The sequence below is a fragment of the Mucilaginibacter sp. SG538B genome, from assembly GCF_013376065.1.
GTDB classification, from domain to species: domain Bacteria; phylum Bacteroidota; class Bacteroidia; order Sphingobacteriales; family Sphingobacteriaceae; genus Mucilaginibacter; species Mucilaginibacter rubeus.
This window is the reverse complement of the sequence record NZ_JABMJI010000003.1, coordinates 866,995-892,688: the sequence shown is the minus strand read 5'-3', so window position 1 is coordinate 892,688 and position 25,694 is coordinate 866,995. Positions and strand designations below refer to the sequence as shown.

At 43.2% G+C, this 25,694-nt stretch carries 21 protein-coding genes; 10 read left to right on the top strand and 11 right to left on the bottom strand.

The annotated features are described in order from the left end of the window. Positions 1-29 precede the first annotated feature (29 nt). The 5 genes from FHW88_RS19720 to FHW88_RS19700 all read right to left on the bottom strand — a co-directional run bounded on the left by FHW88_RS19720 (position 30) and on the right by FHW88_RS19700 (position 6,419). Entirely contained in the window at positions 30-434 is a 405-nt protein-coding gene (locus tag FHW88_RS19720; protein ID WP_176627614.1) for a DUF1761 domain-containing protein, read from the bottom strand. Between the two features lie 175 nt (positions 435-609). Beyond that, positions 610-3,333 (bottom strand): carboxypeptidase regulatory-like domain-containing protein, encoded by a 2,724-nt coding sequence (locus FHW88_RS19715; RefSeq protein ID WP_176627613.1) that lies wholly within the window; start codon positions 3,331-3,333, stop codon positions 610-612. 157 nt (positions 3,334-3,490) lie between these two features. After that, positions 3,491-4,453, bottom strand: coding sequence for a hypothetical protein (locus FHW88_RS19710; RefSeq protein ID WP_176627612.1), 963 nt, complete (start codon positions 4,451-4,453; stop codon positions 3,491-3,493). 54 nt (positions 4,454-4,507) lie between these two features. Next, a complete protein-coding gene (locus FHW88_RS19705) occupies positions 4,508-5,446 on the bottom strand; it encodes a hypothetical protein (RefSeq protein WP_176627611.1) in 939 nt (312 codons plus the stop codon). Positions 5,447-5,495: 49 nt separating this feature from the next. After that, positions 5,496-6,419 (bottom strand): hypothetical protein, encoded by a 924-nt coding sequence (locus tag FHW88_RS19700; protein ID WP_176627610.1) that lies wholly within the window; start codon positions 6,417-6,419, stop codon positions 5,496-5,498. Positions 6,420-6,557: 138 nt separating this feature from the next. On the opposite strand from FHW88_RS19700, the gene FHW88_RS19695 reads away from it, so the two are divergent. Beyond that, positions 6,558-7,025, top strand: a complete 468-nt coding sequence (locus FHW88_RS19695; RefSeq protein WP_176627609.1) for a CYTH domain-containing protein — start codon at positions 6,558-6,560, stop codon at positions 7,023-7,025. Positions 7,026-7,032: 7 nt separating this feature from the next. On the opposite strand, the gene FHW88_RS19690 is transcribed toward FHW88_RS19695, so the two are convergent. Beyond that, complete coding sequence (locus FHW88_RS19690; RefSeq protein ID WP_176627608.1) at positions 7,033-7,326, bottom strand: hypothetical protein; 294 nt, start codon at positions 7,324-7,326, stop codon at positions 7,033-7,035. Positions 7,327-7,657: 331 nt separating this feature from the next. On the opposite strand from FHW88_RS19690, the gene FHW88_RS19685 reads away from it, so the two are divergent. Then, positions 7,658-7,996: an ArsR/SmtB family transcription factor gene (locus FHW88_RS19685; protein WP_176627607.1), complete on the top strand. Its 339-nt coding sequence runs from the start codon at positions 7,658-7,660 to the stop codon at positions 7,994-7,996. Next, on the top strand, positions 7,993-8,418 hold the full coding sequence (locus FHW88_RS19680; protein WP_176627606.1) for an SRPBCC domain-containing protein: 426 nt from the start codon (positions 7,993-7,995) through the stop codon (positions 8,416-8,418). The genes FHW88_RS19685 and FHW88_RS19680 overlap by 4 nt, the downstream gene beginning before the upstream one ends. A gap of 117 nt (positions 8,419-8,535) precedes the next feature. Here FHW88_RS19680 and FHW88_RS19675 read toward each other — a convergent pair whose 3' ends face one another. From FHW88_RS19675 to FHW88_RS19665, 3 genes are all read right to left on the bottom strand, one after another. Continuing rightward, positions 8,536-10,014 (bottom strand): glutamate synthase subunit beta, encoded by a 1,479-nt coding sequence (locus FHW88_RS19675; protein WP_176627605.1) that lies wholly within the window; start codon positions 10,012-10,014, stop codon positions 8,536-8,538. Positions 10,015-10,017: 3 nt separating this feature from the next. Continuing rightward, positions 10,018-14,535 carry a glutamate synthase large subunit gene (gene gltB / locus FHW88_RS19670; protein WP_176627604.1) on the bottom strand — a complete coding sequence of 1,506 codons (4,518 nt, stop codon included), beginning with the start codon at positions 14,533-14,535 and terminating at the stop codon, positions 10,018-10,020. A 644-nt stretch (positions 14,536-15,179) separates the two neighbouring features. Further along, on the bottom strand, positions 15,180-15,461 hold the full coding sequence (locus FHW88_RS19665; RefSeq protein WP_176627603.1) for a pyrimidine/purine nucleoside phosphorylase: 282 nt from the start codon (positions 15,459-15,461) through the stop codon (positions 15,180-15,182). A 164-nt stretch (positions 15,462-15,625) separates the two neighbouring features. Here FHW88_RS19665 and FHW88_RS19660 point away from each other — a divergent pair, with 164 nt between their 5' ends. The 3 genes from FHW88_RS19660 to FHW88_RS19650 all read left to right on the top strand — a co-directional run bounded on the left by FHW88_RS19660 (position 15,626) and on the right by FHW88_RS19650 (position 17,467). Then, entirely contained in the window at positions 15,626-16,192 is a 567-nt protein-coding gene (locus tag FHW88_RS19660) for a DUF6252 family protein (RefSeq protein WP_176627602.1), read from the top strand. A gap of 33 nt (positions 16,193-16,225) precedes the next feature. Beyond that, a complete protein-coding gene (locus FHW88_RS19655; RefSeq protein ID WP_176627601.1) occupies positions 16,226-16,606 on the top strand; it encodes a hypothetical protein in 381 nt (126 codons plus the stop codon). A 309-nt stretch (positions 16,607-16,915) separates the two neighbouring features. Then, a complete protein-coding gene (locus FHW88_RS19650; protein ID WP_090526642.1) occupies positions 16,916-17,467 on the top strand; it encodes a sugar O-acetyltransferase in 552 nt (183 codons plus the stop codon). Between the two features lie 151 nt (positions 17,468-17,618). Here the strand turns inward: FHW88_RS19650 and FHW88_RS19645 are convergent, their stop codons facing one another. Both FHW88_RS19645 and FHW88_RS19640 read right to left on the bottom strand, forming a co-directional pair. After that, a complete protein-coding gene (locus FHW88_RS19645) occupies positions 17,619-18,404 on the bottom strand; it encodes a DUF817 domain-containing protein (RefSeq protein WP_176627600.1) in 786 nt (261 codons plus the stop codon). Positions 18,405-18,407: 3 nt separating this feature from the next. Beyond that, positions 18,408-19,178: an oxygenase MpaB family protein gene (locus tag FHW88_RS19640; RefSeq protein WP_176627599.1), complete on the bottom strand. Its 771-nt coding sequence runs from the start codon at positions 19,176-19,178 to the stop codon at positions 18,408-18,410. 258 nt (positions 19,179-19,436) lie between these two features. Between FHW88_RS19640 and FHW88_RS19635 the strand changes: the two genes are divergently transcribed. The 4 genes from FHW88_RS19635 to FHW88_RS19620 all read left to right on the top strand — a co-directional run bounded on the left by FHW88_RS19635 (position 19,437) and on the right by FHW88_RS19620 (position 25,676). Beyond that, positions 19,437-20,000 (top strand): KilA-N domain-containing protein, encoded by a 564-nt coding sequence (locus tag FHW88_RS19635; protein ID WP_090526647.1) that lies wholly within the window; start codon positions 19,437-19,439, stop codon positions 19,998-20,000. 234 nt (positions 20,001-20,234) lie between these two features. Next, entirely contained in the window at positions 20,235-22,169 is a 1,935-nt protein-coding gene (locus tag FHW88_RS19630; protein ID WP_176627598.1) for an LTA synthase family protein, read from the top strand. Positions 22,170-22,311: 142 nt separating this feature from the next. Next, the gene (gene mutS / locus FHW88_RS19625; protein ID WP_218117240.1) at positions 22,312-24,921 is read left to right on the top strand and encodes a DNA mismatch repair protein MutS; all 2,610 of its coding nucleotides are present in this window, start codon (positions 22,312-22,314) and stop codon (positions 24,919-24,921) included. Between the two features lie 188 nt (positions 24,922-25,109). Beyond that, positions 25,110-25,676 (top strand): C40 family peptidase, encoded by a 567-nt coding sequence (locus FHW88_RS19620; protein ID WP_090526655.1) that lies wholly within the window; start codon positions 25,110-25,112, stop codon positions 25,674-25,676. Positions 25,677-25,694 lie beyond the last annotated feature (18 nt).

The following is a 25,694-nucleotide window of genomic DNA, read 5'->3' as shown; positions in this document are numbered from 1 at the left end:
ATAAAATCGTTTTCCATTAGTGGATCATCTTATCTCCATGCACCTAATATCAATCCCATCAGGGTTAAGGACACTACGCTATAGCCGCCGTTTATGAATATCAGCCGCCAGCTTTTGAGCTCAAACAGGCTGTGAATGGCGATAGCGCAAAACGTCCAGATGCCCGCAAGAAAACCCGCTGTCGCTCCCCAGGCAAGATCAGTTTTTGCATCGGCTAAAAATATAGCAAGGTTTACAGCCATAATGATAGAAAAGAAGGCTGTAAAGCCGAAGGCCCTGCCTTTATTGGAAGCCTGTAATTCGGCACTGGTTAGTTTATTATCTGCCATCCATGCATTGGCAAACAGCGCAGGAGAGTACCAGATACCGCCAACTAAAAACGCGGATAATGCTGCAACCACAACGGCCAGCCAGTTGATAAGTTGAAAATTCATGATGATAATGTTTAAATTAATTGGTTGTACTAATATAAACTATTAATAGGTAAAAGCTGAATGCACAAGGCTTAAAGCTTTTTGAAAAAAACACTGAATAGGTATAAATGGAAAACCCCGATTGCTGCTTAAGCGATCAGGGTTTTCAAAGTATAATAACCGGGGGGGAGTTATCTTATTTTACGTTATAATGTATCACACTTCGGCCGATATTACCTTCGGCGTCAATCCCTTCAATTATAGCGCGGTATGAGCCGCGCTGATCGCTGTTAAAGAAGCTGATGGTTGCAGTGCCGGTTGCTTTATCGGTAATTACGTTAGGTTTCCAATAAATAGTATTACGCAAATCGCCGCCAAGCGTGCCTGCTTTGGTTACATCATATTTAGGCGAGTAAAACTCTTTGGCTTTGGTGTAACCCTGCACTGCAAAAGTGATCACATTTTGTTTGGGGATAAGTTCCTGTAATTGTGCGAGGGTTATCTTTTGTTTTTTAACAACCTTTTTGTTAATCACCAGTACGCCCTTGGTTTGGGTACTACGGTTGATGCCGCTTACCCCATCATTTAAAAAGATCTCCACAGATTCGACCTCGCTCGATGGGATGCTCGATAAAAAGTTGGCATCAACAGGCAGGCTGCCTACATATACCTGCACCGGGGTGCGGCCACCGGCATTGTAATCGCGGGTAACGTAAAAATTGTTGTCGATATAGGTAAGGCCCATTGCCATGGTTGATAAACAGTTTAACAACAAAGGGCAGCCCTGTAATTGCTGTGCAGATACTTCATGATCGGCCTGCATAGGTAAACCTGAGAAGGTGCCATAATCAGCATGGCTGGCTTTTTTTACGATCTTGGTTGATTTTACAACAACTTCTTTTATGGTACGTGAACTTTGATATTGCTTATAGCTGTTTTGTAAATAAGGGCGGAAAGTACTGTCAATGTTCAGGATCTCATCGGGGATGTTGTTGTTTTTGCTCAGTTTTTGATAAGCTTCGCCATTAACCGATATGACCATGTTGCGTCCGTTAGGATTGTTACGGGCACTCAGTGTAATTTTTGACGTATCCGGCACATTCACGTTTGAGAATTTAAAATTGCCCGACATATCGGTAATTGTTTCTGCCGAAAAGTTTTTATCAGGAATTAGCAACCTTAAACTGCCTTTGGCTACCGGGAGGCCCGCATTGGTCCTCAATGTTCCTGTTACGTCAATGCCTTGCTCCGGCATCAGGTATATAGGCGGATTTTTGTCGGCCAGTATATCCTCATAATCAAAGCGACGGTAACCCTGGGTAAGCATCAAAATATCCAGGTTGGCCAGTTTTTCATCATCGGGTTTATTAAAGTAATAGTTCGGTTTTTCGATGTAACCTTTCAGATCGGAGGTAAGCAGCATATTACTTAATATGGTTGATTCTGCATCTTCATTTGATGGTACCGTGCCATCATCAACAACAGCTACCGAAAAGCTGCCTTCGGCCGGGGTTGTATTATTTTTTGCCGATACTGTGATCTTAACACTCCCCCTTGTACTGTAGGATGGTTTATCAGTTTTAAGGGCCAGGTTCATCTGGTCATTATGTTGAATAAATACAATCCGCTCGCATAAAGCATATCCGCCCGATGAAAACAGCGTTACCTGTACAATACCTGTGGGGAACTTGCTTTTAGGGATATTGGCCGAATAAACTGTGCTTTGCAATACAGTTTGCGCCGCGTAGTAAATAACGCCACCGCTTTGCGCCACCAGATAAAAGCTTTTGTTTTTTTTACGCTGAAAGAACAGGTCGTTAGCCGATATTTTTACAGTAAGATTGGTTGGGTCATTGTTGTAAACGGCAATATTTATCCCCATTGATTGTACGCGTGGCAGGTTATAGGTAGCCTGCGACCCGTCAGGGAAGGTGATGTTCGCTTTGTATGATCTTTCAAGATCCGGCGTGATGGCGAAAATTCCCATGCCTAAATGCGCGCTGCTGATCTGGGCTATTTCGGCGCCTTTATCGTCAACTATCGTTCCTTTAATGTCTACACCCAAACCGCTTGAAGCTATGGCTTTGAACGCAACTTTAGTACGGATCCCATTGGTTAACTGGCCACCTTCGGGGAAAAACTGTACATCATAACCTTTTACTGCAGTACGCATTGAAAAGCTGCTGCTAATGGTTTTACGGTCGCCAACGTCAATGGAAGTAACCAGGATACCGCCGGTAATTACATCGGCCTGGCTTTCGGGCAGGTCAACCTGCAATACGCCTTTATCGTCAGTAATACCGTGGCCTTTGCTTACAGGGTCGCCGTTTTTCATCAGTTGCCAGTTTACTTTTTTGTTGGCATATGGACTGTTGTCCGGCCCTTTGTAAAGGATGGTGGCATCAACTTTAACACCTGTTCTTTTGCTTGAACTTTTATAAGTAATGTTGGTGCGTACCTGGTTATCTATGGCGTTGCCAACATTAAAAGTATGGTCATAAAAATAATCCGGGTCAAAATTACGCATCCAGTTGGTGTAGCTGCGCAAACGATAAGCTCCCTGTTTATAAGTATCGCCGTTAAGTACAATGTTACCGCTGGCAAAGCCATTGGTAACTGCAATGCGCTGGCTTTCAACTACCGAATCCCGGTTGTTGATCAGGTCGACATAAACAATGCGGCTCAATGCCGATGGCTGGTGCTTTTCAATGGTTACATAGGCCTTAAACCAAATGGTATCGCCAACAGCGTAATAAGGTTTATCTGTATGCAGGTAAACCTTCTCGATAGGGTAGCTGCTGTTAAACTTGCTTGTTTTTTCGATTATGGTTGTTAGGGGGATGCTATCCTGCTGGGCAAAAACAGATGCGCCAAATGCGGTTAACAGGCATAATAGGAGTAAAAATCGACGTATGATCATCAATATAAGTTAAAGAAGTAACAGGGCTAATATAAACATTTAGCCGTATTGCATTTTTAGCGGCTGTTTATTTAACACTTTTTTACAAATGCTTTTTTTAGCCGCTTGCGAAAGTTAAACGCTAAAAGCTATACGCTTATACAAAATAGCACAATTGTTACTTGGCTGCAGTTTTGGCCTTGCCCTCAACATGTACCGAGACCATGCTTGAGTGGATGATGCCCAGGGTAGTACCGGGCTTTACATTAAGGTAAAATTTAAAGTAGCTGTCCACAACCGCTTTTGAGGTATGGATATAATCAGCCTCTCTTTCCTGGTCGCCGTTAAATCCAACAAGCGGGGCGCCGTAGTACAACTTGCCCTTATCATCAACATACATGGTGAAGGAAAAATAGAAATCTTTATAAGCGTTTTTGATCACGATGTCGTAAGTAGGGTCAAGGTAATCGTCAGAGTTATCGAAATTATTAAGTATATCCGGTTTGGTAGTACGGCGAGATACGGTTACCAGCGGGCTTTTGCTGGTTATTATGGCCGGCTGTCTGGCTGCAAAAGCCTTGGTATAATCTGCAGTTGCTTTAGCGGCAAGCGAACGGATGAATACAGTATCGGCATGGCTTGGCCTTCTTAATGTTGTGGTATCGGTGTGCAAAACGTTTTTTACATAATTATCAGCAAAAAACCGCATGAACACCTTGGTGCCTTTAACATCAAGGGAATCGCCTTTCTGGATCAGGATCTCCATGGTTATACTGTCTTTATTGATTTGCCTTATCTTTAACCATGAACGCGCTGCGTTGAAAATTGAATCATAGCCGCGGGTTAGCGGAAAATTAATAAAAGCATTTTTTGTTGGACTGAAAATGCTTATCGAATCGTCTGAAACAAATTTTAGCTTCCATTGCGGCTCCAGTTGATAGCCATATTCGTTAAACGAGAGCCCGTTTTTTTGACGTCTGGATACTTCGGAGTAGTTGATGCCATTGTAAGGTTTAAAGGAGATCAACTCTCTTTTCTTGTTACCTGAAGAGCCGCTGCCGCAACCTGAAATAAAGGCAGATATAATGATGAGCAGCCCAAATGCTGCCGGTTTTAACTTTTTAAGATTGATAAGTAGCATTGCTGCTAAAGATATAGATAATTTGATAAATGGCTAAAAAATGGACCGATATCATTATAAGCCACTTTTGCCGGTAACGTTTACTGCAATCTCGCTGGTATGCACAATGCCAAGTGTACTGCCTGGCTTCACATCAAGATAAAACTTGAGGTAAGTTTCCATTACGGCTTTTGAAAGATGGGTATTGCTTACCCTTTGAGTTTCTTCGAAAAATACCCGTAGGGGTTTACCATAATGCATCCGCCCCACGGGGTCAACAAAAATTGAGAACGAGTAGTAAAAGTTTGCATAGGCTTTATCAATAGTGATGTCAAATTCAGGGCGCATATAGTCGGATGGGTTAAAATTGTTGAGCATGGTTGGCTCGGTATGGAGTTTTTTTATTTTTATCCGGTTACTGCTGCTGCTAAGCTCAACCGGTTGCCGGGCTGCAAAAGCTTTTTTAATGTTTTTATTGGCAGCTTCGGCTAACTGCTTTATATATATCGAGTCTTTGCGGTTGGGGCTTTTACATTTGCTCAAATCGCCGTGAAGTGTGTTTTTAATATAATTATCGGCATAAAAAACCATATAAACCTTTGCGCCGCGAGTATCAACCGAATCGCCATGGGCTTTAAGCATTTCGATGATCATGCTATCCTTAGTCATGGTTTTAATTTTTAACCAGGTGCGGGCGGTATTGAAAACGGAATCGTATCCGCGGGTAAGCGGAAAATTGATGAATTGTTTTTTAGCCGGGCTGTAAATGCTGGCTGAGTCATCGGAAACGAATTGCATTTTCCATTGCGGTTCTAATTGATAACCGGAGTTGTTAAATGACAGCCCATTATCTGATCTGCGCGCTATTTCTGTATAGTTGATACCCAATACGGGTTTAAACGAAATCAGGTCTTTTTCGCCGTTGTGTTTAACAATGTTGCGCTGTTTGCAGCCAAGGCAAAACAACGCCAATACAATGCAGGTTAATTTTGCCGCGGATTTGTTAGGTATCATATAGGCATTTGTTAAATATATGACTTGTTATGAACGCAAAATGGACAGTTTACATAATCTTATGGCCTAAATCTACACGGCCTCGGTTACCTGTAACGTGAACGGCTATCTCGCTGGTATGCACTATACCAAGTGTCTTACCGGGAATAAAGTTTAGGTAGTATTTAAGGTAACTGTTCATTACTGCTGTAGAGAGGTGAATATAATTTTCCTCGTAGCTTTTTTCTGTAAATACCGTAAGGGGTTTTCCATAATGTATTTGCCCGGCCTGATCAACGAACACGGAGAATGAATAGTAAAAATTGCTGTAGGCTTTATTGATGGTAATATAAAACTCGGGGTTCATATAATCATAAGAAGTATCGAAGTTGTTGAGCATGGTTGGCTCTGTGTAACGTTTACTGATGGTGATCAAAGGGCTTTTGCTTTTAAGTTCGACGGGCTGCCGGGCGGCAAAGGCTTTGGTAACATTTTTATTTGCGGCATCGGTTAACCATTGTATGTAAACAGAGTCTTTTTTGCTCGGGCTTTTGCATTTGCTTAAATCGCCATGAAGCACGTTGGTTATATACTTATCCGCATAAAAAACCATGTAAACTTTAGCGCCGCGCGTATCAACCGAATCTGCATAGGCCTTTAGCAATTCAATGATCATGCTGTCTTTTGTCATGGTTTTAACTTTGAGCCAGGTGCGGGCTGTATTAAAAATAGAATCATAACCACGGGTAAGGGGGAAATTGATGAACTGCTTTTTTGTTGGACTATAGATACTGGTAGAATCATTTGAAACAAATCGCATTTTCCATTCCGGTTCTAACTGGTAACCAAAATGGTTAAATGATAGCCCGTTTTGTGAACGCCGCGCAATTTCGGTATAACTGATGCCTAAGACAGGTTTAAATGAGATCAGATCTTTTTCGCCGTTGTGTTTAACAATGTTTCGGGGTTTGCAGCCAAGGCAAAACAAAGTCAAAACAATGCAGGTTAAATTTGTAAAAGGTTTAGCAATTAGCATATAGGTTCGATATATTATAAATATATGATATTTACCAACGCCCAAATGTTAAATAATGCTAAAATTGCAGATTGTAAGTAAATCGGATATAAGCTGATGGCAATTGAAATAGAACGTAAATTTTTGGTAGATCAGGAGAAATGGCAGCAGGTAACAAAGCCTGAAACAGTGCATTTCAGGCAGGGGTACATTTTTAGTGATGAAAAGAAAACTATCAGGGTACGGGTTACTGATACCGAAGCATATATCACTATAAAAGGAAGTACAGCAGGTTTTAGCCGGAGCGAGTTTGAATATACCATTCCTACAGCCGATGGCGTTCAATTGCTTGATAATTTTGCCGCCTCTGAGTTGGAAAAATACCGCTACCGCATTACTTATGCCGGTAAACTTTGGGAAGTTGACGAGTTTTTAGGCGATAACCAGGGTTTGCTGATGGCCGAAATTGAACTTGGCAGCGAGGATGAAGAGTTTGAACTGCCGCCATGGGTAACAACTGAGGTAACCGGCGATGATCGGTATTACAATGCCAGGTTAAGCGTTCATCCTTTTAAAAACTGGTAGCAACTTTTCAGGCACATTCCGGTAAGCCAAGCAGATAGTCGGGTTTCGATTCGTCGTAAACCGTTTTAACATACTTGTTGCCTTGGGGACAAACAGCAGGGATCAAACTGGTTTTGTTGCCTTTGTCATCAATAATGTAAGCCTCACCATCCTCATGTTTTATCCAGTCATAAAGTTTCGACCTTTCGGTGAGGCCTTTTACATTGATCCGCTCGTTGATCCACTCAAGTGAGTCGATGGCCACATATGGGTTATCGTGCGGTGCGCTGTCGGTTTTTATAGATACTATACGTACTGCCATTGTATTAAATTGCATTAAACATTCAGGTGGGATAAAAATATGGTAAAAAGCAATACCCCGAAATAGGTATAATCACCCAATTTTCACTACGTAAAATTACCTATGGTATAGGCGCTGCTGCTTGCTGACCATATCGCTTATTTGGCGAATAATGAAATGATTTGCGGATAGGAGTGTATTGCATGTGCTTGTAAATAAGTATGTTGAAAGTAAAGTAGCACCCTGTAGGTGCGTGTTGCATCTTTTTAAGAAAATTAAAATAGATATTGCGTAACCAAATGGTTTCATTTATATTTGTAACCGAACGGTTTCATGTTTCCGTTCTGTTACTATGCGAAGAGATGTTTTCCAGGCCATTGCCGACCCAACCCGTCGTGAGATCATTAACCTGCTGGCCAACCGGCAAATGAACCTTAATGCCGTGGCTGATAATTTTGATATCAGCAGGCCGGCCGTATCCAAACACATAAAAATATTAACCGAATGCGGTTTGCTCATTATTAAGCAACAGGGGAGGGAACGCTATTGCCATGCCGATTTGAAACAGTTAAAGCAAGTTACAGACTGGGCAGAGCAATACCGCCGGTTTTGGACGCAGAAACTGGATGTCCTCGACGCTTTTTTAACCAACGAACAAAATACAGATAACCATAAAAACAGCAAACTATGAGCACACAACCATTTGTAATTGAACGTGTTTATTCGGCGCCCATTCAAAAGGTATGGGAAGCCATTACCGTTAGAGAAAAAATGAAAGAATGGTATTTTGACCTTGCCGAATTTAAACCCGAGGTAGGATTTGAATTTGAATTTACGGCGGGGGATAAGGATAATTTTCAATACCGTCACCTGTGCCGGGTAACTAAAGTTGTTGAGGGTAAAACTATTGCTTATACCTGGCGATATGATGGCTACGACGGCGACTCGGAAGTTACGTGGGAACTTTTTCCTGAAGGGAATGGCACCAAATTAATCCTCACCCATAGCGGTCTGGAAACTTTCCCGCCGTTGGATTCCTTCAAAAAAGAAAATTTTGTTGCCGGTTGGACACATATTACGGGTATTTCGCTTAAAGAGTATCTGGAAAAGTAAAAAACAACAAAGCCGGGCAAGCGCCCGGCTTCATAATTAAAACAATATGATAAGGAGATATCTACTTTGTAAGTTAAAAATAACTAACCTCTAATCTCAAACCTCCAATCTCTAATATTAAAATACCTGGTCGAACTGGTTAACAGCGTCTTTACTTTCCAGCAGAGAGTGGCCCATTAAAAACTCGTCAACCTTGCGGGCAGCTTCGCGGCCTTCAGATATAGCCCAAACCACCAATGATTGTCCGCGGCGCATATCGCCTGCTGTAAACACTTTGCTTACGTTGGTACGGTAAACACCTTCTTTGGCTTTAACGTTTTTACGGTCGTCAATTTCAACGCCAAGCTGGCTGATGAAAGTATCATGCTGTGGATGTAAGAAACCCATAGCCAGGAATACACGCTGACAAGGGATTTCACGCTCCGAACCTTCAACTACATGGAATTTTACAGGGCGACCCATAAAATCCTGTTCCCATTCAACATCAACTACTCTCAGGGCACGCAGGTTACCTTCTTCATCGCCTAAAAATTCTAAAGTATTAACACCCCAGAAACGGTCGGCACCTTCCTCGTGTGAGCTGGTAGTTTTCAGTACCATTGGGTAAGTAGGCCATGGCATATGCTGTGTACGCTGAGCCGGCGGCTGGAACATCACCTCAAATTGCTTGATTGATGCAGCACCCTGGCGGTTTGAAGTACCCACACAGTCTGATCCGGTGTCACCACCGCCAATTACCACTACGTCTTTACCTGTAGCTATAATATCTTCGGCAGTAACTTCAATATTGCTAACACGTTTGTTTTGCTGTTTCAGGAAATCCATTGCAAAATGGATGCCTTTTAACTCACGGCCCGGAATGTTAAGGTTACGCGGGATTGTTGAACCTCCTGCTAAAATCACGGCATCGTTGTTACGTACCAGTTCATCAGCAGCTACGTTTACACCAACCTCGCTGTTGTATTTAAATATAACGCCATCTTTTTCCATTACTTCAACGCGGCGCTCAACAACCCATTTTTCCAGTTTAAAATCGGGGATGCCATAGCGTAATAAACCACCTGCACGGTCATCACGTTCGTAAATGGTAACGGTGTGGCCAACTTTTACCAGTTGGGCTGCTGCGGCAAGACCCGCAGGGCCCGAACCTACAACGGCTACCTTTTTGCCCGTTTTAACAAGCGGTGCAGTTGGTTTTACAAGGTTTTTCTCATAAGCGATCTCGATGATATGGCGCTCAATTTCCTCAATAGCAACAGGCGGTTTGTTGATGCCTAACACGCATGCAGATTCGCATGGGGCAGGGCAGATACGGCCTGTAAACTCAGGGAAGTTATTAGTTGATGATAATATATGGTAAGCTTCTTCCCAGTTTTTACGATACACGGCATCGTTAAACTCAGGAATGATATTACCAAGGGGGCATCCCGAATGGCAGAAAGGGATACCGCAATTCATACACCTGGCCGATTGCTGGTTAAGCTTTTCTTCAGTATATAAATTCACAAATTCGTTATAGTTCTTAACGCGTTCAGCAGCCGGAACTTTTGATGGAAGTTCGCGATTAAACTCCTGAAATCCTGTAGGTTTTCCCATTTCTTAGCCTATGGTTTGATATTGTAATTTCTCTAATACTTTTTTATACTCTCTCGGGAATACTTTCACAAACTGGGTTGATGCTTCATTCCAGTTGTTTAGTATCTTTTGCGCCAGCTTGCTGCCGGTTAAGGTGATGTGTTTACGCAGCAGGGTGAGGATCTGCTCTTCGTCTTGTACGCTTAGCGGGTCAAGGTCAACCATTTCGGTATTGCAATTTTCTGCAAAAGTACCTTCAGGGTTATAAACCCAGGCTATACCGCCGCTCATACCGGCTGCAAAGTTCCGGCCTGTTTTACCAAGAATCAATGCACGGCCACCGGTCATGTACTCGCAACCGTGGTCGCCAATACCTTCAACAACCGTGGTGGCACCTGAGTTACGTACCGCGAAACGTTCACCGGCCATACCGCCTACAAACAACTCGCCAGATGTAGCGCCGTAAAGGGCCACGTTACCGATGATGATGTTATCTTCAGGTACAAATGTTGCATTAGCTGCCGGATAAACGGCTATCTGAGCGCCCGAAAGACCTTTACCTACATAATCATTAGCTTCGCCTTCCAGCTCGAAAGAAACACCTTTAGTGGTGAATGCTGCAAAACTTTGACCAGCCGAACCTTTGAATTTGAAGTTAACGGTATTGTCAGGTAAACCAGCCGAACCATAAACTTTAGAAATCTCGTTAGATAACAAGGTGCCGATGGTGCGGTCAACGTTGATCACATCAAACGAAGCAAATACCGGGGTTTTATCTTCAATAGCGGGTTTCGCAGCTTCCCATAGTTTCCAGTCAAGGATATTGGCCATGCCATGATCCTGTGATTCACTGTTGTACAAGGTCATACCTTTGGTGTTGGTAACCGGGTGCAGGATGCCGCTAAGGTCAATCTTTTTGGCTTTCCAGCTTTGCAGGTTATCTTTCACTTTCAGGAACTGTACGCGGCCAACCATTTCATGAATAGTACGGAAACCAAGCTCGGCCATGATCTCACGCAACTCTTCGGCCATAAAGCGGAACAGGTTAACGATATGCTCAGGTTTGCCCGAGAATAATTTACGTAATTCAGGATCTTGAGTAGCCACACCTACAGGGCAGGTGTTCAGATGGCATTTACGCATCATGATACAACCGCCGGCAACAAGGGCAGCAGTAGCCACACCCCATTCTTCGGCGCCCATCAGGGCTGCGATTGCCAAATCGCGACCAGTTTTCAGTTGACCGTCTGTTTGTAGCACCACACGGCTGCGCAGTTTATTACGTACCAGTGTTTGGTGAGCTTCGGTTAAACCAAGCTCCCATGGCAAGCCAGCATGTTTGATAGAGCTTATTGGCGATGCACCAGTACCACCGTCATAACCTGCAATCAGGATTACGTCTGCGTGTGCTTTGGCAACACCGGCTGCAATAGTACCTACACCTGCTTTTGATACCAATTTAACGTTGATACGGGCTGCACGGTTAGCATTTTTAAGATCGAAGATAAGCTGTGCCAAATCTTCGATAGAGTAAATATCGTGGTGCGGCGGAGGAGAGATCAAACCTACACCCGGAGTAGAGTGACGGGTTTTAGCGATCCAGTCGTCAACCTTGTGGCCCGGCAGCTGACCGCCTTCACCTGGTTTTGCACCCTGTGCCATTTTAATCTGCAACTCATCGGCGTTGGTAAGGTAGTTTGAAGTTACCCCAAAACGGCCCGATGCTACCTGTTTAATGGCAGAACGTAACGAATCGCCGTTTGGCAATTTGTCGTAACGCATCTCGTCTTCGCCACCTTCACCAGTATTACTTTTACCGCCAATACGGTTCATGGCAATAGCCATGGTGCTGTGCGCCTCGTGTGAGATAGAGCCGAATGACATGGCGCCTGTAGCAAAACGCTTCATGATGCTTTCTGCAGGTTCAACCTCATCAATGCTGATCGATTCGCGGTGGTGGGCAAAATCAAGTAAACCACGGATGGTGAAGTGTTTTTCAGTTTGCTCGTTTACTGCCTTAGCATAGTTTTTATATACCTCGTAGCTATTAGTACGTGTGGCGTGCTGTAACAGGTGAACGGTAGTAGGATTAAACAAATGGGCTTCGCCTCGGCGTTTCCACTGGTAGATACCACCTTCAGGTAACAGGTTGTCAGCTCCTTTAGCTTCAAAGCCCATTTTGTGTTTGCAAAGTGCTTCACGGGCAATTTCATCGAGGCCTAAACCGCCTATGCGGGTAACTGCACCGTGGAAGTATTTGTCAACAACGGTTTTGTTTAAACCAAGGATCTCGAATACCTGTGCGCCATGGTATGACTGTAAGGTTGAGATCCCCATTTTCGAGAAGATCTTCAACAAGCCATCGTTAATAGATTTAACGTAGTTATTCCGCAGCTTTTTGATATCGTAGCTGGTTTCAAGGCTGCCATTATCTTTAAGGGTTTCAATAGTTGAAAGCGCCAGGTACGGGTTGATAGCTGTAGCACCAAAGGCCAGTAAGCAAGCAAAGTGGTGTACTTCCCAGGCATCGCCGGTTTCAACAACCAGGCCAACAGCGCCACGGCGACCTTTGCGGATCAAATGGTGGTGTACTGCTGATACAGCCAGCAGGGTAGGGATAGGGGCATGCTCAGAATCAACCGCACGATCCGAAAGGATCAATACCTCAAAGCCGTCATCAACAGCATCCTCGGCGTAGCGGCAAAGGCGTGCAATGCCTTTTTCCAGTGAACCCGGCAGGCCATCAGCCTTAAAGTATGTTTGCAGTGTTTTAGCGTGGAACAGGCCGGTATCGATACTGCGCAGTTTTTCTAACTGATGGTTTTTCAATATCGGGTGTTTCAATACCACGCAATGACAATGCATTTTATCCTCATCAAGCAGGTTGCCATTGTTGCCGATAAAGGTAGCAAGGCTCATCACCAAACGCTCACGGATCGGGTCGATTGGCGGATTGGTTACCTGCGCGAAGAACTGTTTGAAATAGCTTGACAGGTGCTGAGGTTTGTCCGAAAGGATAGCCAAAGGCACATCGGTACCCATTGAGCCTACCGGCTCTTTGCCATCTAATGCCATTGGTTTAATGATGGTGTCAATATCCTCACGGCTGTAGCCAAATACCTGCTGGTAACGGTAAACAGAAGCTTCAGACAGGCTGGCGAAAGCCAAACGCGGTTCTGAAAGCTCGCTCAGGTTAATTTTATAGTTTTCTAACCAGCGGCCATATGGCTGCTGTGAAGCAACTTGTTTCTTGATCTCCTCATCTGTAATGATACGGCCTTTTTCAGTGTCGATCAATAACATTTTACCAGGCTGTAAACGGCCTTTGCGTAAAACAGTGCTTTCGTCGATAGTTAAAGTACCTGCTTCAGAAGCAGCTATTACACGACCATCGTTGGTTACCACGAAGCGCAGTGGGCGCAAACCATTGCGGTCAAGCAGGGCTCCTACCAGTTTACCATCGGTAAAGGTAATTGCGGCAGGTCCATCCCATGGCTCCATTAGTGTAGCGTGGAACTCATAGAAGGCTTTTTTAAGCGGATCCATGGCTTCGTTGCCATCCCATGCTTCAGGCACCAGCATCATCATCACATGTGGCAATGAACGGCCGGAGTGCAACAATATTTCAATGATATTATCCAGACAGGCAGAATCCGACTGGTTGTTATCAATCACCGGCAACAACATATCCATTTCTTCGGCAGTAAAGTACGACGAAGCGTATGATTTCAGGCCGGCATAAAACCAGTTTAAGTTACCTGTAAGGGTATTGATCTCGCCGTTATGCGCAATTAAGCGGAATGGTTGGGCCAGTTTCCATGAAGGGAAAGTATTGGTAGAGAAACGCGAGTGGATCATGGCAAAGCCCGATGCGATACGCGGATCAGAAAGATCAGTATAGTATTTACGCAGCTGGTAGGTAGTAAGCTGCCCTTTGTAAATAATTGTTTTACAGCTTAACGATGTAAAATAAAAATTATCAGAAGCGCCGGCTACCGTTTCAGTAATGGTTTTGTTGATATACCTTCTGAGCACGAATAATTTGCGTTCAAAATCATCGGCGTTGGTAATATGATGTGGCCTTGCAATATAAATTTGCTCAATATCAGGCTCGGCTTGGCGGGCTGTTTCACCAATAACTGATGAATCAACGGTAAGCTTACGCTCGCCCAGCTTATGTAAACCTAATTTTTCAATAGCATTGTTAATAATGGTACGACAGGCCTTTTTCTGGGCCGAATCTTTAGGTAAAAATATCATACCTACACCATACTCGCCGGGTTCCGGCAGGCTGATCTCGAGGTTTGAGCATTCTTCCATTAAAAACTCATGGGGCAATTGTATTAAAATTCCCGCACCGTCCCCGCTCTCGGGGTCGCATCCGCACGCACCGCGGTGTTCCATGTTTTCAAGCATGGTTAACGCGTTATCAATAATTTGGTTGGTTTTATGACCGTTGATATTGGTTATAAATCCCGTTCCGCACGAATCGTGTTCAAATTCCGGTCTGTAAAGACCCTGGTGGCTATCAGTTTGATCCATTGTTTAAATTAAACCGTTTACAATTTTATAAGGGGTGTAACCACGAAGTTACCAAAACTCAAATAAATTATAAAATTTACGGTAATTTTTAAAGATTTCTAAAAAATCAATTATTTAAATCATAATTATTTAACATTATCTCAACAAAAAGAGATAAATATTATGATGTACAAAATGAAAGTACGAAAAAAATTATTTAGAATCAATATAAAGTTATACCAAACTTGTGCAATACATTTATTAAAGCTGACTTTTTAGCTATAACCAAATTAAATTTTGTGGTGTTTCCCTATGTGATTAGTAGGATTTGGGAAGTTAGTTCATAGTTGATGGTTCATAGATCATGGTTGAAAGTTGGATTAATTGAGGAAGATAGGAGAAGTTCCGGGATACCGGAGGCACATAATATCTTTGCAGGGTAAACGAAGGAATAGTTTAATTCGGGTTCAGACAAAAAAACGGCTAACCGCCTACTTTAAGCTGCCAACTGAATGGGCGTTGCCTGCGGCGGGCTATCCGCTTATACTACACAGGATTAGCCACGGGCCGGTATCCGCTCCTATTATTCCTAATGCACCATTCGCTTCAAATTATTGATCGGTCCTATGAACCATCAACTATGATCCATGAACCATAGTTATAAACTATCGGTAAGTACACAAATATGAACTCTGTATTTCTGTTTTTACTTTAAATGATGTATTGGCTTCAACCTCAAATACTTGACCGTTGGTAAAAGTTTGCCATTGGTTTTGGCCTGGTAATAAAGCTTCAAGGCTGCCTTCAATTACGGTCATGGTTTCGTGACTTGATGTGCCAAATTCATATTCGCCGGGTTCAATAACGCCGATGGTTGAGCGCCCTTGCGGAGTGGTGTATGCCAGTGATTTTACGGCACCTTCAAAATATTCGTTTACGTTGATCATGTTTAAAAATTTCGGCCTAATATGGTTAAATAAAATGAATTGTATTATAATTGGGGCTTAACTATTAAAAGCCGCCGTGCCGGCGAATGTTAAAATATGTGAAAAAAGTAATTTCGGTTGTGATTATTACTTCTTAAACATCGTTATTTGCATAAAATTTATATATGAGGAAAATCCAACTATTAATGCTGTTCGTTTTATCAGCTATAATATTCCAGGGCTGTAAAAAGGACGTTGTTACTTCTGCTTCCACTACTTCCGACCAAATACTTGCCGCAACTATAAATGGTACATCATGGATCCCTGATGATGTTACCGCTACTATAAATTATGATGCTACTGCTAAAACAAAATCATTTAATGTAGTTGGTACTGCTGACCTGAAAAGAGTAAAATGGACAATTACTTTAAGTGATGCTAATGCTACCAATGTTAATACTTTTCCGGTGGCTACTTATAAGGTTGACGCTACCAGCAGGGTAAATATGGCTTACTTTACATCAACCGGCGGTACATCCTATAATCAGGTGGGGGTGGTTGAGCCAGGTTCGGGTTCTATCATAATTACCTCTATAGATCCATCAAAAAATGTGATAACCGGTACCTATAGCATGACCACGAAAAAAGTAAACTATAATGATGATGGTACCATTGCCTCTATTGAAACGTCGCAGATATTAGGTGGTACATTCACTAATCTGCCTTATACCTTTACCCAGGTCAGTAATTAAATAAATTAGAAAATATAACATGAACGCCTCGGGTTGCAATATCCCGGGGCGTTCTTTTTTAAACCGATCCGTAATTATTGGCCAGGACTTGGCCTGGTTGGGCTCGACGGATTAGGTGTCGGGCTTGGTGTTGTCGGGCTTGGCGTATTTGGTATAGGGCTTGGGTTAGGGGTGTTTGGCTGCGGCGCCGGATTAGGGGTATTAGGTGTTGGTGAAGGGTTTGGTGTTGGCGTTGGCGCAGGAGTTGGTACCCGATTTGGATCAGTAGGCGTTGGTGTCGGCGTTGGTGTTGGACTTGGCACAGTATCTGTTGGTTTTGGTGTGGGTACCGGAGTTTTTGGTTTCTTTTTATTTTTATCTGGCACAGTATCAGTAGTCAATGTGTACTTTGTTACTGATACACCGGTATTTTGACCTTGGTGTCCGTTAGCTAATGCCAAAGAGCCGGCTAATGACAGGGCGATAGCTGCGGCTGTTATTCTTAAATTTTTCATATTTTTTTCTTTTTATTTATGAAAAGTTAACTATTAAGATAACTTAACGAGAAAGGAATAGTTTTTGAAATTTGAAATGAATCCAAGTCCAGTGCATTAACCACACCTATTGAAGCAAATGCCCTGGTAATGCAACGAATTATAACAGCGTTTGCATTGTTGATGAGTGGCCGGTTTAAATATTGAGCACCTATATTTGCCTGTAACCTGCATATGCAAACATTACCCTATGACTGAACTTGAAAAAATGATATCCGGCGAACTGTATAATGCCGGAGATGCCGAACTTGTTGCCGCCCGTTCAAAGGCCCGGCAATTGTTTACACAATACAATGCCGCAAGCTATGATGATAAAGAAACCAAAACGGCCCTGTTAAAACAACTGCTGGGAAGCTTTAAAGGCAATATTGATATTCAATCGCCTTTTTACTGCGACTATGGCTTTAATATAATAGCCGGGGATAATCTGTTTCTGAATTTTAACTGCATTATATTGGATTGTGCCCGTGTTACCTTTGGCGATAACGTGTTCCTGGCGCCCAATGTGCAGCTCTATACAGCCTATCACCCGGTAATAGCTGCCGAACGGATCAAAGGCCCCGAATATGCGGCACCTATTACTATTGGCAATAACGTGTGGCTGGGTGGTGGTGTAATTGTTTGTCCCGGAGTCACCATAGGTGATAATACGACAATAGGTGCAGGAAGTGTGGTGACCAAAAGTATTCCGGCAAATATAGTTGCTGCAGGAAATCCATGCCGGGTGATCAGGGAATTGTGATTTCATTATAATTTCGGATTTCGGAATTTCGATTTCGGATTTGGGGACTTTGGGAGCAAGCTATTTTAGACATATGTGAAGGAACTGAAGAAACTTCTTTTATGCTTAGCCCCTTTACTTGAAATTACCGAGCTTGACATTGTGAAAGTATTCAAGCTGATAACACCGGTAACGGCTTTGTGCTGTCTTTTAATAATTTCAGTTCGGCAACAATGATAAAGCTTACAATTACCAGGAAGGCCCAGGAGCTTATTTTCTGATAATTTACTACTGTCCAGGCATGGTGCTGGTATGCATAGCGCCAGGCCCCAAGCCGGGTAGCTATATTTTCGGCAAGCCAGATGAAAAAGCCTATAAGCATAAATGATAATATTGTTAGCATGCGATAAACTTTTCCCTGTAAATGAAAAACTACTACTGACCGCCTGAAAAAATAAATGATCAGAACGCCTATGCCATAGCGGATATCGGGCATAAAATGATTGCTAAAAAAATTAAAGTATATCAAAATACCTATAGTGCGGGCAATGTAGCGGGTAGGCCAGTTTTGTATTTGCAGGTTAAGCCTTCGCCAGGCCTGGCACATATAGCTGGCAACGCTGGCATACATAAAGCCGCTATATAGCGGAACGCCGCCTATTTTCAGATAAGCAAACTCAGGATAGGCCCATGAACCGTAGTGAACTTTAAAAAGCTCCATCAACAGGCCCAGCAGGTGAAATATGCAAATTACCAGTGCTTCATCCTTAGTTTCAATCCCGGTATAATATAAAGCCGCCTGGATAAGCAGGCAAGCTATCAGCATAAAATCATACCGGGGCAAAATGCCCGTAAACAAATGCGAAAGTGCCAGCATGGCAAATACCAGAACCGGGAACAGGCAGGAGAGTGCCTGCTGCTGCACAAAAACCCCGAAATGTTTAATAACTGTTTTCATGGATTAATTTAAAGCGTATGCCTGGTCCATTCCCTGGATCTGAATTTTGTATTGCGCCGGCAGGAGGGCATCCCTTAAAAACTTTCCGGGTTTAAGGTTCTTTATTGCTTTGTATAACTTTAATACAGGCCAAAGCCAGGCTATTTTACCCAGCGGCAGTTGTTGGCTAACCTGCGTGGGTACGGTTAGCAACTGTGCCTGCCTCAGAATCTGGTACCGGGCAAAACCAAGATGTTTTTCATACTGGCGATATAAGTCGGCAGTGAAGGCGCTGCTGATCAAGTTGTGTTCAAGGTGTTCTTTACGCATTTGCAGATAGTGTTGATAATCTGATGGCAGGTCTGTTAGCTGCATTCGTTTACCAACTCTATAAAATACATTAAATACCTCGGCTTTTTCGGTTATACTAAGAGGCTTTTCCAGTAATTCATATGAACGAATGGACAGATCGATCAACAGGAACAGCACATCGCGATAAGCCCAGTCGGGTATTTGGGAACCACGGGCGGTTTCAACACCTTTATGAATGGCATTTATTTTATCAATAGCCTTTAAAGCTTCATCGCGTTCCGAAAAAATGATTTGCCGCGAATAGGCTACGGTGCTAAACAGGCGTGCTAAAGGATCAGCAGGAAGTTTGCCCGTGAAATAAAGCCAGTCGACAGCCTTATTTAACGCAAACTCGGCTGCGGCCCCGGCGAAAATGAACAGGATGGTATCTGCCTTGCCCCAGATCCTGCGCACTATCGAATGTTCATCTACAAAAAGGTTCATGTTATATGTTTTTTGTTGCTTTTACTTTATTTTATAAAAGTACTTTGTATTTCAAAGTTATTAAAATGATTTAAGTTTGCAATGGTAAACAGGGGATTTATTTTAGAGTGGTGGAAAGTTGATATCAGATTCAGTTACTAATTGATTGCTAATTTTTATGGCTTTTTAATTGTTCAAAACTTTTTTGCTAATTTTTATAGTTTTAAAATTGCTGTTGGTATACTTGTATTTTAGTTAGATATATATTAGAGCAGGCTTATGGTAAATGCAGTTTTTGAATTTGAATTTAATAATCAGGTTGTTGAGTTTGATATCAGCGATAAGGATTTAATGATCAATGCCACAGAAATGGGCAAGATCTTTGGGAAAAACCCAACAGAGTTTTTAAAGCTGAAACAAACTAAAGATTTTATTGACGAATTGAAAAGCATGCCCTTGCCGTTTAATGAATCGAATTTTGAAGGGAACAGCGCAAAGAATTCTGCTGACCTAGAAGCCATGATATTTGTGAATAAGCTGGATGGGCTATGGATGTGCGAAATTTTAGCATTGAAATTTGCAGGCTGGCTTAACCCTAAGTTTGAAGTTTGGGTGTATAGCACCATCCGGGAATTTTTGCCCAACTTAAGGGATAACAACGAGGCCTATAAGCAAATTGTAAAGTTTGAAGATCAGTTGGATAAACTGGTGAAAAAACTACAGGGCAATGCCGATTTTCAGGCCTATATGCAATTACAGGAAAAATTGAAAAAGCTGCCTTACCGGATCAAAAGAAACAATCAGGCTACCTTAAGGCAGTACAGGCAATTGAAAGCTATTTGATATATTTTTATAAAAGAAGGGATTCAGCTTTCCCAGGGTTCGTTTTTCCTCTGTTGAAAATATTTAACATTCCGTTTTGCCAACCTAATGTCATTAAATCACCGTTGATTTCGTATTAAATAATTGTTATTCTATTTTTTTTACTTTCGCTTTTTATTAGCTCCCTGGGGTAAATTAGGTTTGATCAACTCCTGCCGGTCAAGCCTTTGGGGAAACTAAAGCAAAGCGTTTTTCATGGAAAGTAAATTGAGGTTGGCCGAATATAAAGTACTTTTATACAGGCTGTTTTTGGGGTATTTGTTTTATTTTATTGCCAGGGTATTGTTCTTTGCATTCAATACGCACCTGTTCGCTGTTGATAGCTTTTGGGCGCTGCTTAAATTGTGCTATTACGGTATGGCCTTTGATACAACGGCTTTACTGTACATCAACAGCCTGTTTATCCTGCTCAGCGTTTTGCCCTTAACTGTAAATACCCGGCCGGCTTTTCAAAAAGGTATGGCTATCCTGTACTTTGTTACCAATTTGCTTGCTTACGCCACCAACTTTGTTGATATCATTTACTATCGCTTTAGCCAGGTGCGTTCAACCAAGGCAACACTTGACGTATTGGCCGATGAAAATAACAAGAAACTGTTATTTACCCATTTTTCGGAAGCTTACTGGTATGTGATCATCATATTTATATTATGTTCCGTTTGCTGGGTTTGGCTGTACAAACAGGTGAAGTTAAAGCCCGCTGCGGTAACGGATAAGAAAGTGTATTTTCTATCGTCGATAGTTTCCTTCCTGTTGATCCTTACCCTGGTTATTGGTGGTATCAGGGGCGATTTTGCACATAGCACACGGCCTATCAACATGGTTGATGCATATAAACACATCACTGTTCCCAACCAGGGCGATATTGTGCTGAACACCCCTTTTGCTGTATTCCGCACACTGGGAACCAATAACTACAAGCTTCAACACTGGGTAGACGAAGCATACATCAGCAGTAATATCAAACCCGTAAAAAAATACAACACCAAACCGGCTGCTAAACCCAACGTAGTTATCATTATACTGGAGAGCATGGCCCGCGAGTATTGGGGCAGCATGAATCGCGATGTTAATATCCCAGGCTTTAAATCATATACGCCGTTTTTGGATTCACTATCAAACAGCAGTCTTATTTTTACCAATGCTTACGCTACAGGACGGCAATCCATTCATGCTGTATCATCGGTAATAGCGGGGATCCCATCTTTTCAGAATGCTTTTACATCATCGCCTTATGCTAAGCAGAATATCCAGTCGGTGGTATCAGTTTGTGACAGTATGGGATATCAAACCTCGTTCTTCCATGGGGCAGCCAATGGGTCGATGGGATTTCAGGGTTTTGGCAGTATTTTGGGATATAAAAATTATTATGGCCGTACAGAATACAACGACGACAAAGATTTCGACGGCATCTGGGGCATTTGGGACGAGCATTTTTTCCCATTCATGGGGCGTACGCTAAGCAACCAGAAGCAGCCATTTATGGCTACGCTGTTCACACTGTCATCGCATGATCCTTATCAACTGCCCGAAAAATATAAAGCAAGGTTTAAGGGTGGTCCGCTGGCTATTGATAAATGCGTTCAGTATACAGATAATTCCTTGCGGATCTTTTTCAATTACGCTAAAACACAGCCCTGGTTTAACAACACCATTTTTGTGATCACAGCCGATCATACCAGCCAAACTTATTATCCCGAATATAGTAAGCAGGTTAACCGTTTCGCGGTGCCTATCCTGTTTTACAGTGCCAACAGCGCTTATAATCTGAAAGGCGTGCGCACCGACCTGGCATCGCAAATGGATATTTACCCAACATTGGTCGATTTAGTCGGTTATAACAAACCCTTCAGGTCATGGGGCAGGAGTTTGGTGAGCAACCTGCCCGATGAGCAGCCCAGGGTTATCAACTCAACAGGTAACATATACCAGTTTATGCAGGGTAATTATACCTACCTGTTTGATGGCAAAAACTTCACAGGCATTTTCGCTGTGGCTGATAAGGGGCTGGAGAAAAATCTGATGACGGCGCAACCCAACGCCGAAATGCAAAAAGGCATGCAGGATTGCAAGGCACTGATACAGGATTATACGGATAGGATCGTGAACGGAAAGTTGGTGGCGAAGTAGGGTTTCGGTAGAAACGGATACGCCTAATCAGTGTGGCAGATACACTTATTTCTACATATCCACACTACCCCAACTTTTCAACAATACCCTAAAACCCCCGCTAATGCATTAACTTTACCCGATTAACAGAAGGAGTAACCGCTTGGCTAAAGATACTACCAAAGAAACCCCCTTAATGCAGCAATATAATGCTATTAAAGTGAAATACCCCGGTGCTTTGCTGCTGTTTAGGGTGGGCGATTTTTATGAAACATTTGGCGAAGACGCCGTTAAGGCTGCCGGTATTTTAGGCATCGTACTAACCCGCCGGGCAAACGGCGCCGCTACACATATTGAGCTTGCCGGTTTTCCGCACCACTCGCTGGATACTTACCTGCCTAAGCTGGTACGCGCAGGGCAGCGTGTGGCCATCTGTGATCAGCTGGAAGATCCCAAAACTACAAAAACCATCGTTAAACGCGGTGTAACCGAACTGGTTACCCCCGGCGTAGCCACTAACGATAACATCCTGCAGCAAAAAAGCAATAATTACCTGGCCTCGCTGCACTTTGAAAAAAATACGATAGGTATTGCCCTGATTGATATCTCAACCGGCGAGTTCATGACCGCCCAGGGTAACAGCGATTATATTGATAAGCTGCTGCAAAGTTTTTCGCCCAGCGAAGTGATCTACCCCAAAAGCCGTACACGCGATTTTAAAGATACTTATGGCGACCGCTTCTATACCTATGCGCTTGACGAATGGCCATACAGCGGCGATTACGCTACCGAAACGCTGCTCAAGCATTTCGGCGTTAAATCGCTCAAAGGCTTTGGTATTGATAAACTGAATTTAGGCATCATCGCTGCCGGCGTGGCTATTCATTATTTGAATGAAACCGAACACCGCAACCTGGGCCACATTTCAGCCATCAGCAGGATAGAGGAAGACAGGTACCTATGGCTCGATAGGTTCAGCATCCGCAACCTGGAACTGGTAGGTTCGGCCAATGAAAATGCCATGACGCTGGTTGATGTACTTGATCATACTTGTTCGCCCATGGGCGCGCGTTTATTGCGCCGCTGGATTGTAATGCCGTTGAAGCAGATCAAAGCAATTAACGACCGCCTTGGCGTGGTTGAATACCTGATAGAAAACGAAGAGCTGAGGGAAGAGTTGCTCCAATACCTGCGCCAGATAGGTGATTTGGAAAGGCTCATCTCAAAAATAGGTTTACAAAAAGCCAATCCACGTGAGGTTTGCCAGTTAAAAAAGGCCCTCACCGCCATAGCACAAATTAAGCGGATTGCCGAATCATCACAAAGTGCCCCGCTGCGTGCCATTGGCGAGCAGCTTAACCCCTGCGCGTTGATCTGTGAAAAGATAGAACGGGAACTGAACCCCGAGCCGCCGGTGATGCTGGTAAAAGGCTCTGTAATGAACGAGGGGATTAATGAAGAGCTTGACAGGCTGCGTAAGATCGCCTTCGGCGGTAAAGGTTACCTGTTGGAGATCCAGAAGCGTGAGGCTGAGTTAACCGGGATCCCGTCGCTTAAAGTATCGTTCAATAACGTATTTGGTTACTACCTGGAGGTTACCCATGCCCACAGGGATAAAGTACCAGCCGAATGGATCCGCAAGCAAACGCTGGTTAATGCCGAGCGATACATTACGCCCGAGCTTAAAGAATATGAAGAACAGATTTTAGGTGCCGAAGAAAAGATCCTGGCGCTTGAAACACAATTATATAATGACCTGCTGTATTCACTGGCCGAATATATTAAGCCAATCCAGTTGAATGCCCAACTGATAGCCCGTTTGGATGTGCTGCTCAACTTTGCAACCATCTCCATTAAAAACTACTACGTTAAGCCCGAAATTAATGAAACTAAGGTACTTGACATTAAGGGCGGTCGCCACCCTGTTATTGAAAAGAACCTGCCGATAGGCGAGGAGTACATCACCAACAGCGTTTATCTCGATTCGGAAACCCAGCAGATCATCATTATTACCGGCCCTAATATGGCAGGAAAGTCGGCTTTATTAAGGCAAACAGGCTTGATAGTACTGATGGCCCAAATGGGTTGTTTTGTGCCGGCTAAAGCTGCGTCAATAGGCCTGGTTGATAAGATCTTTACAAGGGTAGGAGCGTCGGATAACCTTTCATCCGGCGAATCAACCTTTATGGTAGAGATGAATGAAACGGCAAGCATCCTCAATAACCTGAGCGACAGGAGCCTGATCCTGCTGGATGAGATCGGTCGTGGTACATCAACCTATGATGGGATTTCCATTGCGTGGTCGATTGCCGAATACCTGCATAACCATCCAACAGCGAGGGCTAAAACCTTATTTGCTACACATTATCATGAGCTTAATGAATTAAGCAACTCATTTAACCGGGTTAAAAACTTTAACGTATCGGTAAAAGAAGTGGGCCAGCAGATCATATTTTTACGCAAACTGGTACCGGGTGGCAGCGAACACAGCTTCGGGATCCACGTAGCTAAACTGGCTGGGATGCCCTCAAAAGTGTTAAGCCGCGCCAATGAGATCCTAAAGAAATTGGAAAACGAACGTACCGGCGGCGAGCATATCAAAGAAAGTATCCGCAAGGTTCAGAAACAAGCTGTACAAATGCAGATGTTTTCGATAGATGACCCGGTACTGGTTAAGATCCGCGATACGCTGAACAATCTTGATGTAAATACCCTTACTCCGGTTGAGGCACTCATGAAACTGGATGAAATTCAAAGGGTGGTGAAGAGTTGATTTTCGAGGTTCGAAAGTCCGATGTCCGAAAGTCGGCGAGTCAGAAAGGTCGAAGTTTGTAAAGGTTTTAATTCAAAGAAATTAACTTCCGGACTTTCGGACATCGGACTTGCAGACTTCTTCCACCCATGTTAATATGTTAAAAACATCCGCATCCTCTCAATAAACATTAAAGTTAATTTTATTTTATGAGCATATACCTGCGTCGTAGTTTTTATTTGTTTATACTTTTCCTTTCCCCATTTATATTAAGTTCATGTCACTCGCGCAAGGCCGCTATGCGCGGCCAGCCGGGTGAGGTGGTTAATCCCTCGCCTGATATCGCTTCAAAATATTCCGAAATTATGGAGGTTGATAAGGGCAGTATTCAAAATGGTCGCCTTTACGCTTTTATTGATCAATGGATGGGTACGCCTTACAAATTTGGCGGACTTGATAAAGATGGTATTGATTGCTCCGGCCTGGCATTTCTGCTGGAACAGCAGGTCTATGGCGTCACCATTCCCCGCATGACCAGCAAGCAGATCTCCGTCATCAAACGAAAATATGAAGATGAGCTAAAGGAAGGCGACCTGGTGTTTTTTGATTTCGACGGAAAGCAGTTTAGCCATGTGGGTGTTTACCTGCAAAATGGGTATGTTGTGCATGCCAGCTCACGTCGCGGGGTTATCATTGTAAAACTGCGCGATCCGTCGTTATACAAATACTTTTCAAGGGCTGGCTCAATCGAAAATGTGCCCACCAGCATGAATTAAGTAACACAAATTTTAGAA